This window comes from Azospirillum fermentarium, from assembly GCF_025961205.1.
In the GTDB taxonomy this organism is placed as follows: Bacteria; Pseudomonadota; Alphaproteobacteria; order Azospirillales; family Azospirillaceae; genus Azospirillum; species Azospirillum fermentarium.
Map to the genome: position 1 here is coordinate 2,227,807 of NZ_JAOQNH010000001.1, position 10,745 is coordinate 2,238,551.

10 protein-coding genes are annotated in these 10,745 nt (G+C 69.8%); all 10 read right to left on the reverse strand.

From position 1 onward, the window contains the following. Nucleotides 1-79 precede the first annotated feature (79 nt). The gene (gene ftsA / locus M2352_RS10590; protein ID WP_264664456.1) at nucleotides 80-1,348 is read right to left on the reverse strand and encodes a cell division protein FtsA; all 1,269 of its coding nucleotides are present in this window, start codon (nucleotides 1,346-1,348) and stop codon (nucleotides 80-82) included. 88 nt (nucleotides 1,349-1,436) lie between these two features. Then, nucleotides 1,437-2,399: a cell division protein FtsQ/DivIB gene (locus M2352_RS10595; RefSeq protein ID WP_264664457.1), complete on the reverse strand. Its 963-nt coding sequence runs from the start codon at nucleotides 2,397-2,399 to the stop codon at nucleotides 1,437-1,439. After that, a complete protein-coding gene (locus M2352_RS10600) occupies nucleotides 2,384-3,352 on the reverse strand; it encodes a D-alanine--D-alanine ligase (RefSeq protein ID WP_264664458.1) in 969 nt (322 codons plus the stop codon). Before M2352_RS10600 ends, M2352_RS10595 begins: the two co-directional genes overlap by 16 nt. Beyond that, nucleotides 3,349-4,287, reverse strand: coding sequence for a UDP-N-acetylmuramate dehydrogenase (gene murB, locus M2352_RS10605; RefSeq protein WP_264664459.1), 939 nt, complete (start codon nucleotides 4,285-4,287; stop codon nucleotides 3,349-3,351). Before murB ends, M2352_RS10600 begins: the two co-directional genes overlap by 4 nt. A gap of 6 nt (nucleotides 4,288-4,293) precedes the next feature. Next, nucleotides 4,294-5,709 carry a UDP-N-acetylmuramate--L-alanine ligase gene (murC, locus tag M2352_RS10610; protein WP_264664460.1) on the reverse strand — a complete coding sequence of 472 codons (1,416 nt, stop codon included), beginning with the start codon at nucleotides 5,707-5,709 and terminating at the stop codon, nucleotides 4,294-4,296. A 1-nt stretch (nucleotide 5,710) separates the two neighbouring features. Further along, complete coding sequence (locus tag M2352_RS10615) at nucleotides 5,711-5,962, reverse strand: hypothetical protein (protein WP_264664461.1); 252 nt, start codon at nucleotides 5,960-5,962, stop codon at nucleotides 5,711-5,713. Further along, nucleotides 5,959-7,116 carry an undecaprenyldiphospho-muramoylpentapeptide beta-N-acetylglucosaminyltransferase gene (murG, locus tag M2352_RS10620; RefSeq protein WP_264664462.1) on the reverse strand — a complete coding sequence of 386 codons (1,158 nt, stop codon included), beginning with the start codon at nucleotides 7,114-7,116 and terminating at the stop codon, nucleotides 5,959-5,961. The genes M2352_RS10615 and murG overlap by 4 nt, the downstream gene beginning before the upstream one ends. 14 nt (nucleotides 7,117-7,130) lie before the next feature. Then, nucleotides 7,131-8,252, reverse strand: a complete 1,122-nt coding sequence (ftsW, locus tag M2352_RS10625; RefSeq protein WP_264664463.1) for a putative lipid II flippase FtsW — start codon at nucleotides 8,250-8,252, stop codon at nucleotides 7,131-7,133. 7 nt (nucleotides 8,253-8,259) lie between these two features. After that, on the reverse strand, nucleotides 8,260-9,645 hold the full coding sequence (gene murD / locus M2352_RS10630; protein WP_264664464.1) for a UDP-N-acetylmuramoyl-L-alanine--D-glutamate ligase: 1,386 nt from the start codon (nucleotides 9,643-9,645) through the stop codon (nucleotides 8,260-8,262). A 7-nt stretch (nucleotides 9,646-9,652) separates the two neighbouring features. After that, the gene (gene mraY / locus M2352_RS10635) at nucleotides 9,653-10,738 is read right to left on the reverse strand and encodes a phospho-N-acetylmuramoyl-pentapeptide-transferase (RefSeq protein WP_264664465.1); all 1,086 of its coding nucleotides are present in this window, start codon (nucleotides 10,736-10,738) and stop codon (nucleotides 9,653-9,655) included. Nucleotides 10,739-10,745 lie beyond the last annotated feature (7 nt).

Below are 10,745 nucleotides of genomic sequence, written 5' to 3' on the forward strand. Positions count from 1 at the left end.
CGCCTAAATCATCAGGGGGGCGGAGAGCAAGGGGAAAACCGTCGCGGGGGTGCGGCGGCGCCGGGGCGTTGCGTCATGGCTACAGGTTCTCCCGCAGCCACAGGCCGACCCGCCCCAGAAACCCGCTCGGCGCCGCCGCCTCCTGGGTGATCAGGGAGAGTTCGGCGGGGGTGCGCACGGCGTGCAGCAGCAGCCCTGCGGCGGTGGCATAGGCCGGCCCGCCGTTGGCATCCGCCAGCCCGCGGATGCGGGTGGGGCGGCCCAGGCGGATCTGCTTGTCGAGGATCAGTTGGGCAAGGTCGCGGGTGCCCGGCAACTGGCTGGCCCCGCCGGTCAGCACCACCCGCCGGCCCGACAGCTTGCCGAAGCCGGACTGCTCCAGGCGGGAGCGGACCAGCTCGAAGATCTCTTCAAGACGCGGCTGTATGATGCGGACGAGAAAGGATTTCGGCACCGGGTTGGTCTGGGGCCGGTCGTCGTCGCCGATCTGGGGGACGTCGATGATCTCGCGCTCGTCGGCGGCGTTCACGATGGCGCTGCCGTACAGCGTCTTCAGGCGTTCGGCGTGGATGACGCCGGTGTTCAGGCCGCGGGCCACGTCGTTGGTGACATGCGCCCCCCCCACCGGGATGCTGTCGGTCCACACCAGTTGGCCTTCGAAGAAGACGGAGATGGTGGTGGTGCCGCCGCCCATATCGATGCAGGCCACACCCAGTTGCATCTCGTCCTCCACCAGACAGGCGAGGCCGGAGGCATAGGGCGACACCACCATGCTTTCGAGATTGAGGTGGCAGCGGGCGGCGCAGTTGCGCAGGTTGCGGATGGATCCGGCCCCGGCGGTGATGACGTGGATCTGGGCGCCGAGCCGGGTGCCGTACATGCCCTTGGGGTCGCGGATGCCGCGGTGGTCGTCCACCGAGAAGCCCACGGGGAAGGCGTGGATCAGCGCCTGGTCGGGACCGGCCTGGATCGAGCGGGCGTGGGACAGCACCCGGCGGATGTCGCCGTCGCTGATTTCCGCGCCGCCGATGCCGATTTCGGCATTCACGGTGTGGGAGACGGGATAGCCGCCGGAGATGTTGACCACCACCTCGTGGATGGTTTCCTCGGCCATCTGCTCGGCGGCGTGGACGGCGGCCCCGATGGAGGTCTCCGCCGCTTCCATATCGACGATGGCCCCGGCGCGGATGCCGGCGGCAATCTGGTGGCCGACGCCGGTGATGCGGATCTGCTCCTGCTCATCGACGCGGGCGATGAAGCAGCAGACCTTGGTCGAGCCGACGTCGAGCGCCGCGATGGTGCCCCCCCGCACCAGCCGCTTCGGCTTCTTGCCACCGTTGAAGCCCATGTTCAGCACCCCATCACCCCGTCTGCTGCCCGCCCGATGCGGAACCCGTTCCCGATCCCCCCGCCGTTCCGGCCGCCCCGTCGCCGGATCAGGGCTTGTTCTTGCGTTTCTTCTTGTCGTCCGCGTCCGGCATGGCCGCGGTTGACGTCTGAAGCACCGCCCGGTCCTTCTGGCGCAGGTCCACGGCCACGAGGTCGCGGTCCAGCACCGAACTTCCGGTCTGCATTTCGGCCAGTTGGTGAAGGGCGCGTACCATACCGGCTTCCGGCAGGCGAATCATCACCCCGTTGTCGAGCTGGAGATCCCAGCGCCGGTCGCTGACCCACACGGCGGCGGTCAGGCGCTTGTTGATCTCCGGCACCTCTTCCAAGGCGGCCAGCAGCTTGGGCACCTGCTGCGGGGCGTTGGCGCCCACCACGTGGGGAAGCTGGTTGACGCGCTGGCTGCCCTTGCGCGCCATCTCCAGCGCGTCGGCCAGCGGGCGGCCGTCGCGGTCGATGACGGTGAAGGTGCGTTCGTGCTGCCAGATGGCCATGGGCTGGCGCTCGGACAGGCGGACATAGAGCGCGTCGGGCAGGCGCCGTTCGACCGACGCGCTCGACACCCACGGCAGGGATTCCAGCCGCTCCTTGGCTTCCACCAGATCGATGCCCAGGATCGGCGTGCCCTGGCGAGCACCCAGCGCCTCGAACAGCAGCTCCGACGAGGTTTCGACGCGCCCGTCCACCACCACCTCGCGCAGCGCGAAACCGGCGGTGGCGGTGGCGCCGACCATCGCCTCCTCGAACCGTTCCATGGTTTCGGCCACCGTGCCGGCCCGCCAGACCGACAGGGCGAACACCCCCGCCGCCACCAGCGGCAGGCCCAGCAGCGCCGTCTTCAGCGCCGGCTTGGCCCAGCGGGGCCACGCCCGCCGGCGGTTGCCGCGTTTGGCCGCGCGGGCCATGGCCCGCGGCGGCAGGGGGATGTCACGATCCCGTGAGGGGCGGGCGCCGTGTGGGGTGCCCGAGGAAAGGCGGGGGTCCGGCCCGCCGCTCAGTCGTGCAGACATACCGCGTTCTCCACCATCCAACCGACCAGAGCGCCATAGGGGATGCCGGCATGGGCCGCCTGTTCCGGTACCAGGGACATGGGCGTCATGCCGGGCTGATTGTTCAGCTCAAGGAAGTACAGACCTTCTACACCGGGCTTCGCCGGATTCCAGCGGAAATCGCTGCGTGTGACACCACGGCAGCCCAGCGTCTCGTGCGCCAGCACGGCCAGCCGCTTCGCCTCCTCCGCCACCGCCGCGGGGATGTCGGCGGGCAGGATATGACGGGCGTGGCCGGCGGTGTATTTGGCGGTGTAATCGAACAGTTCGGTGGTGAAGGCGATCTCGGTCACCGCCAGCGCCCGGCCGTCCATCACCCCGACGGTCAGCTCGCGCCCGGCGATGAACTCCTCCACCAGCGCCCGGTCGCCGCACGCCCAATCGCTTTCCAGCGGGGCGTTCTGCCCCTCGCGCACCAGGGTGACGCCGACGGTCGAGCCCTCGTCCACCGGCTTGATGATGTAGGGCGGTTCCATCGGGTGGGCGCCGGCGGCGAACAGATCGAACAGCTCGGCCCGCGACACCACCCGCCCGGCGGGGGAGCGCACGCCCACGGTGTCCAGCACCCGCTTGGTCATCGCCTTGTCCATGGCGATGGCCGAGGCGCGCACGCCCGAATGGGTGAAGGGAAGGCCCAGGAACTCCAGCACGCCCTGGATGGTGCCGTCCTCGCCGCCGCGGCCATGCAGCGCGTTGAACACCACGTCGGGGCGGGGGGTCAGGGCGCGGACCAGCCCATCGATGTCCCGCTGCACGTCCACGGCGGTGACGGTGTAGCCCTCGTCCTCCAGCGCGCGGGCGACGGCGGCGCCGCTGACCAGCGACACCTCCCGTTCCGCCGACCAGCCGCCCATCAGGACGGCCACATGCTTCTTCTGGCTCCGCACGAGCAGGGTGTTCCCCGCGGTGGTCATGATGCGGTTCCTTCCGTCTTGCCGATCCGCTTGATTTCCCAGTCGAGCGTCACGCCCGACGTCTCCAGCACCCGCCGGCGCACCTCTTCCCCCAGCGCCTCGAGTTCCGCCGCGGTGGCGTTGCCCAGGTTGAGCAGGAAGTTGCAGTGCATCTCCGACACCTGTGCGTCGCCGATGCGCAGGCCCCGGCAGCCGGCGGCGTCGATCAGTTCCCACGCCCGGCCGCCGCCGGGGGGGTTCTTGAAGGTGGAACCCCCGGTGCGCGAACGCACGGGCTGGCTGTCGCTGCGCTTGGCCTGGATTTCGTCCATGCGCGCGGCCACGGCGTCCGCGCTGTCGGGCGTGCCGCGCAGCACCGCACCGGTGAAGATCAGGTCCGGCGGCAGGGCGCAATGCCGGTAGGTGAAGCCCATGTCCTCAAGCCCGAGGGTGTGGACGCGCCCCTGCCGGTCGATGGCGGTGGCCGACACCAGCACGTCGCGGATCTCCCGCCCATAGGCCCCGGCGTTCATGCGCAGCGCCCCGCCGATGGTGCCGGGGATGCCCGACAGGAATTCCAGCCCGCCCAGGCCGGCGCCGCACGCCACCTTCGCCACGTTCAGATCCAGCGCCGCCGCCCCGGCGGTCACCGTTTCCCCCTCGGCGGTGATGTCGGCGAAGCCGCGGCCCAGGCGGATCACCACCCCCGGCACCCCGCCGTCGCGCACCAGCAGGTTCGACGCCACCCCGATCACCGTCACCGGCACGTCCGCCGGCACCCCGGCCAGGAACGCCGCCAGATCGTCCGCGTCCGCCGGGCGGAACATCACCTCCGCCGCCCCGCCGACGCGGAACCACGTCACCCCGGCCAGCGGGGCATCGGCGGTCAGCCGTCCGCGCACCGGCGGCAGCCGGTCCAGCAACGAGGGGGTGGGGGAGAGCGCGGCGGCGGTCATGGCGGGTTACTCCGTCCCCATCAGCGCGTCCAGCTCGCCCGGCAGGGCGTTGGCCCACTGGGTGATGTTGCCGGCCCCCAGGCAGACCACGAAGTCGCCGGGCTTGGCGATGTCGCGCACCACCCGCGCCAACTGGTCGGGGGCGTTGAGCGGCAGGGCGTTGCGGTGCCCGTGCATCCGCAGTCCCTCCACCAGCGCGTCGCGGCTGATGTTGGGGATGGGGGTTTCACCGGCGGCGTAGACGTCGGCCACCAGCACGGTGTCGGCGTCGTTGAAGCAGGTGCAGAATTCCTCGAACAGGCTGGCCAGCCGGCTGTAGCGGTGGGGCTGGACCACGGCGATGGTGCGCCCGGTGCCGGCGGTGCGGGCCGCCCGCAGCACGGCCGCGATTTCCACCGGGTGGTGGCCGTAATCGTCGATGACGGTGATGCCATGGGACACGCCGGTGCGGGTGAAACGGCGCTTCACCCCGGTGAACCGGCCCATGGCCTCTTTCATGACCAGATCGGGGATGCCCATCTCCTGGCCCACGGCAAAGGCGGCCAGCGCGTTCTGCACGTTGTGCGGCCCGAACATGGGCAGGCGCACGCCGCCGATGGTGCGGCGCTCGCCGCTGCCGCGCTCGGCGATGCACACATCGAAGACGGCGCCGTCCGGCCCCAGCGTCACATCCGCCGCCCGCACGTCGGCCTGGGGCGAGAAGCCATAGGTGACGATGCGGCGGTCGGACACGCGGGGGATCATCGCCTGCACTTCCGGGTGATCGATGCACAGGGCGGCGAAGCCGTAGAAGGGAATGTTCTGGACGAAGGTGTCGAAGGCGCTGCGCACCTGCTCGAACGACCCGTAGAAGTCCAGATGCTCGGGGTCCATGTTGGTGACCACGGCGATGCAGGCCGGCAGCTTGGTGAAGGTGCCGTCGGACTCGTCCGCCTCCACCACCATCCATTCACCGGCACCCAGACGGGTGTTGGTGCCATAGGCGTTGATGATGCCGCCGTTGATGACCGTGGGGTCCAGGCCTGCGTGCTCCAGCATGGCGCCCACCAGCGAGGTGGTGGTGGTCTTGCCATGGGTGCCGCCGATGGCGATGGCCCATTTCAGCCGCATCAGCTCGCCCAGCATTTCCGCGCGCCGCACCACGGGGATCAGCGCGCTGCGGGCGGCCACCACCTCGGGGTTGTCGCGCTTGACGGCGGAGGACACCACCACCACGGCGGCACTGCCCAGGTTTTCCGCCCGGTGACCGATGTGGACCGCGATGCCCAGATCGCGCAGGCGTTTGACGTTGGCGTTCTCGGTCAGGTCGGAGCCCTGGACCTCGTAGCCCAGGTTCTTCAGCACCTCGGCGATGCCGCTCATGCCGATGCCGCCGATGCCGACGAAATGGATGGTGCCGATGGTCAGCGGAAGTGCGCGCATGTCAGCAGTTCCCCCGGCGGAGCATCAGGCGCAGCGTGGCATCGACCGCGTTGTCGGTCAGGCCCATGGGCAGGGCCTCCGCCCCGGTGATCACGTGCAGGCGGTCGCGCAGGAACCCGTGTGCGCCGGCCAGGGTGCGGGGAATGAGCGGACAGCCGGGCCGCTGGGACCACCGAAGTTCGTCACGGGTGGTCTCGGGCGCCCAGTCGCGCAGAGCGCGGTCGATGCGTGGGCGGCGCTGAAGCTGTTTCATTCCGCGGCCTCGGTTCGGGTGGAGGGGGTGGAGGGGATGCCGGCGGCGGCGGCCTCGGCCATGGCGGTGACGGCGTCGGCCAGCCGGGCCGCCGCGTCGGCCGTGCCCCAGTCGTGGGCGGATGCGGCGGTGGCCGCCAGGGTATCGGGGGCGGCCAGCAGCGATGCCAGCCGGGCGGCCACCGTCTCGGCGGTGAAGTCGGGCTGCGGGATCATCCAAGCGGCGCCCGCCGCGTCAAGCTGGCGGGCGTTGGCCGTCTGGTGGTCGTCCATGGCGTGGGGGTAGGGCACCAGCAGCGCCGGGCGCCCAAGGCACGTCAGCTCCGCCACCGTGGACGCCCCGGCCCGCGTCACCGCCAGATGGCAGGCGGCCAGACGCTGCGGCACGTCGTGGAAGAAGCTGTCCAGCTCCAGCCCGCCCAGGCCGGCGCCGGCATAGGCGGCGCGCACGCCCTCCAGATCCTCGGGCCGGCACTGCTGCGACAGGTGCAGGCGGGCGCGCAGGCCCTCGGGCAATTGGGTGATGGCGGCGGGCAGAACCTCGCTCAGCACCCGCGCCCCCTGGCTGCCGCCCATCACCAGCAGGTGGATGGGGCCGTCGGCGGATGGGGCCGCATAGCCGGCATCGCGCAAGGCGGCGATGGCCGGGCGCACGGGGTTGCCGGTGCGCACCAGCTTGGCCCGGTCGGCATCGCGCAGCCCCGACACCTCGGGGAAGGCCACGGCCAGATGGCGCACGCCGGGGGCCAGCATCCGGTTGGCCCGGCCCAGCACCGCGTTCTGTTCATGGATCAGGGCCGGCACGCCCGAATGCACCGCGGCGAACACCGTCGGCACCGACGGGTAGCCGCCGAAGCCCACCACCGCCGCCGGGGTCAGGTGGCGCATCAGCGCGCGGGCCTGCAGCAGCCCGACGCCCATCTGCACCGCCGCCTTGGCCTTGTTGACGAAGCCGGCGCCGGGCGGGGCGGAATGGATGCGGTGGACCGGCACCTGTTCCAGCGTGCCGCCGAACGCCTGCCCCCGGCGGTCGGTGACCAGGGTCACCGGATAGCCGCGGTCCAGCAGTTCGCGCGCCAGCGCCTCGGCCGGGAAGAAGTGCCCGCCGGTGCCCCCGGCGGCCAGCATGAACGGTTTTTCGGACAGGAAGCTCATGACCGCATCCCCCCTCAGCTGTCCGTGCCGAAGCGTTTGCGGGTGAAGGCGAGCACCATGCCCATCCCGAACCCCAACGCGATCAGCGAGGAACCGCCGTAGCTGATGAAGGGAAGCGTCATCCCCTTGGTCGGCAGAAGATGCAGCGAAGAACCCATGTTGATAAGCGCCTGCAACCCGAACTGCACCAGCAGACCCGCGGTTGCCAGCAGTACGAAATAGTTGTTGTCGTTGAAGACCCGCGCGAAGCCGCGCAGGACGATGAAGCCGAAGAGAACGACAATCCCCAGGCAGAACACAAGCCCCATTTCTTCCCCCGCCACCGCAAAGATGAAATCGGCGTGCGCGTCGGGAAGCGAGAACTTGACCGTGCCCTGACCGGGGCCGGTGCCCAAAAGCCCGCCGTTGGCAAAGGCTTCCAGCGAGCGGGTCACCTGATAGGTATCGCCCGAGGCGGGGTTGAGGAAGCGGTCGATGCGGCTGGTAACGTGGGGAAAGGTGAAGTACGCCCCCACCAGCCCGGCCACACCCAGCCCGGCCAGACCCGCCACCAGCAGCAGGTTCAGACCCGCCAGGAAGAATTGCGTGAACCACACCGCGCTGATGACGAAGGTCATGCCCAGGTCCGGCTGGGACATCAGCAGCGCCACGGTGATGACGTACAGCACCAGCGCCACCAGCCAGCCGGGGAAGCCCGGCGACGTGCGGGTCAGCGAGAACAGCCACCCGGCCACCACGGCGAAGGCCGGCTTGACGAATTCCGACGGCTGGATCGACATGCCGGGGATGTGGATCCACCGCCGCGCGCCCTTGATCTCCACGCCGACGAACAGGGTGGCGAACACCAGCAGCAGCGACACGCCATACACCGCCAGCGCCAGCCGCACCACCTTGCGCGGCTGGAGCATGGACACCGCCAGCATGATGAGGACCGAGGGCACCAGCATCATCAGGTGCCGCTCGACGAAATAGAAGGTGTCGTCGATGCCGATGCGTTCGGCCACCGGCGGGCTGGCCGCGGTGATCAGCACCGTGCCGACCCCCATCAGGATGGCCAGCGCCAGCATCTGCCAGCGGTCCACCGTCCACCACCAGCGGCCGAAGACGGATTGATCGGTACGGTCGAACGTCACCATGGCGGGCTTATCCCTCTGCCGGCAGGGCGTTGACGAAGCGGGCGAAGGCGTCCCCGCGGGCCTCGAAGCTGGTGAACTGGTCCCACGAGGCGCACGCCGGGGACAGCAGCACGCAGGCACCGGGCCGGGCTTCGGCCCCGGCCAGCGCGGCGGCCTTTTCCACCGCCACGTCCAGGGTGCCGCAGCGGGTGAAGGGCACGTTGCGCGCCTCCAGCCAGCCGGCGAAGCGGTCCTGCGCCTCCCCGATCAGGAAGGCGTGGCGCACGCGGCCCATATAGGCGTCCAGCCCGTCCAGCCCGGTGCTCTTGGCCTGTCCGCCCAGGATCCAATAGATCGGATCGAAGGTGGCCAGCGCCTTTTCCGTGGCGTCGGCGTTGGTGGCCTTGCTGTCGTTGACGAAGCGCACCGGGCCGATGGTGCGGATCAACTGCTGCCGGTGGGCAAGGCCGGGGAAGGTCTTCATGGCCGCTGCCGCCGCGGGGCCGGGCACGCCCGCCGCCGTCACCGCGGCATAGGCCGCGGCGGCGTTCTGGGCGTTGTGGGTGCCGAGCAGGGTGGGCAGGTCGGCCAGCGCCACCACCCGCTCCGCCGCTCCGTCACGGTCGTCCACCAGCCAGCCATCGGCGGCATAGACGCCCCCCGCCGCCGGCCCGTTGCCGGAGATGGGGCACAGCACCTGATCGCCCGCGGCCTTCAGTTCGGCGTGGATGGCGCGGCAATGGTCGTCGTCCACGCCGATCACCGCCGTGCGCGGCTTGGTCTGGCGGTGGAAAATCAGCTTTTTGGCGGCAACGTAGCCGTCCATGCCGCCGTGCCGGTCCAGATGGTCCGGGGTGATGTTCAGCAGCACCGCCACGTCGAAGGTGATGGAGAGCGTCAGTTCCAACTGGTACGACGACATTTCCAGCACATAGGTGCCCCCGGCCCCCAGGGCCGGCAGGGTCAGCACCGGCGTGCCCAGGTTGCCGCCCACCGCCGCCCGGTGCCCCACCGCGTCCATGATGTGGCCGATGAGCGAGGTGGTGGTGGATTTGCCGTTGGTGCCGGTGATGCCGATGAAGGCGGCGTCCCGTTCCGAGCGGCCCAGCAGTTCGATGTCGCACACCACCTCCACGCCGCTTTCGCGGGCGCGGAGTGCTGCCGGGTGCGGCTTGGGGAAGGTGTGGGGGATGCCGGGCGACCACACGATGGTGGTCAGGTCCGACAGGTCCGCCGTGGAGGGGTCGAAAAGGGTGAACCCCGCGGCAAGCGCCTCGTCGCGCTTGGCGGGGTTGTCGTCCCACACCAGGGCCTCGGCCCCGCTGCGTTGCAGGGCCGCGGCGGTGGCGAGGCCAGTCTTCCCCAGCCCCATCACCGCCACCGGCAGCCCGTTCATATAGAAGAGGTCGATCATGGCCGCCTCACCGCAGCTTCAGCGTGGACAGCCCGATCAGGGCCAGGATGGTGGCGATGATCCAGAAGCGGATGACCACCGTCGGCTCCGCCCATCCCTTCTTCTCGAAGTGGTGGTGCAGCGGCGCCATGCGGAACACCCGCTTGCCGGTCAGCTTGAACGAGGTGACCTGAACGATCACCGACACCGTTTCCAGCACGAACAGCCCGCCGATGATGGCCAGCACGATCTCGTGCTTGGTCACGACCGAGATGGCGCCCAGCGCGCCGCCCAGCGACAGCGATCCGGTGTCGCCCATGAACACCATGGCCGGCGGGGCGTTGAACCACAGGAAGCCCAGGCCGGCACCGATCAGCGCGCCGCAGAACACCGTCAGTTCGCCCGCCCCCGGCACATGGTGGATCTGGAGGTAGTTGGCGAAGATGGCGTTGCCCGACAGGTAGGAGATCAGGCCGAAGCAGCCCGCGGCGATCATCGCCGGCACGATGGCCAGCCCGTCCAGCCCGTCGGTCAGGTTGACGGCGTTCGACGCACCGACGATGACGAACACCGCCACCGGCACGAAGAACCAGCCCAACTGGATGACGTAATCCTTGACAAAGGGCACGGCCAGCCCGGTCGCCATGGGCGCCTGGGCGATCACGGTGACGGCATAGGCGGCGATGGCGCCGATGGCGACCTGTCCCACCAGCTTGGCCTTGCCGGGAAGGCCCTTGGTGTTGCGCTTGGTCAGCTTCAGGTAATCGTCGCCGAAGCCGATCAGGCCGTAGCCGACGGTCACGAACAGCACCACCCAGACATAGGGGTCGGTGATGTCGCTCCACAGGATGGTGGACAGCGACATGGTGACCAGGATCATCAGCCCGCCCATGGTGGGCGTGCCCTTCTTCTTCAGATGCGTTTCCGGCCCGTCGGTGCGGATCGGCTGGCCTTCGCCCTGCTTGCTCTTCAGCCACGCGATCATGCGGGGGAAGAACACGAAGCTGATGATGAGCGCCGTCAGCACCGCCCCGCCCGTGCGGAAGGTCAGGTAGCGGAACAGGTTCAGCGGGCTGAAGACGTCGGCCAGGGGGGCCAGGAGATTATAGAGCATCAGAGGG

Coding starts and splice junctions, on each gene's coding strand:
- ftsW (WP_264664463.1), bottom strand. CDS start 8,252: ATGGTGACGTTCGACCGTACCGATCAATCCGTCTTCGGCCGCTGGTGG.
- murC (WP_264664460.1), bottom strand. CDS start 5,709: ATGCGCGCACTTCCGCTGACCATCGGCACCATCCATTTCGTCGGCATC.
- M2352_RS10600 (WP_264664458.1), bottom strand. CDS start 3,352: ATGACCACCGCGGGGAACACCCTGCTCGTGCGGAGCCAGAAGAAGCAT.
- murB (WP_264664459.1), bottom strand. CDS start 4,287: ATGACCGCCGCCGCGCTCTCCCCCACCCCCTCGTTGCTGGACCGGCTG.
- ftsA (WP_264664456.1), bottom strand. CDS start 1,348: ATGGGCTTCAACGGTGGCAAGAAGCCGAAGCGGCTGGTGCGGGGGGGC.
- murD (WP_264664464.1), bottom strand. CDS start 9,645: ATGATCGACCTCTTCTATATGAACGGGCTGCCGGTGGCGGTGATGGGG.
- M2352_RS10595 (WP_264664457.1), bottom strand. CDS start 2,399: ATGTCTGCACGACTGAGCGGCGGGCCGGACCCCCGCCTTTCCTCGGGC.
- mraY (WP_264664465.1), bottom strand. CDS start 10,738: ATGCTCTATAATCTCCTGGCCCCCCTGGCCGACGTCTTCAGCCCGCTG.
- murG (WP_264664462.1), bottom strand. CDS start 7,116: ATGAGCTTCCTGTCCGAAAAACCGTTCATGCTGGCCGCCGGGGGCACC.
- M2352_RS10615 (WP_264664461.1), bottom strand. CDS start 5,962: ATGAAACAGCTTCAGCGCCGCCCACGCATCGACCGCGCTCTGCGCGAC.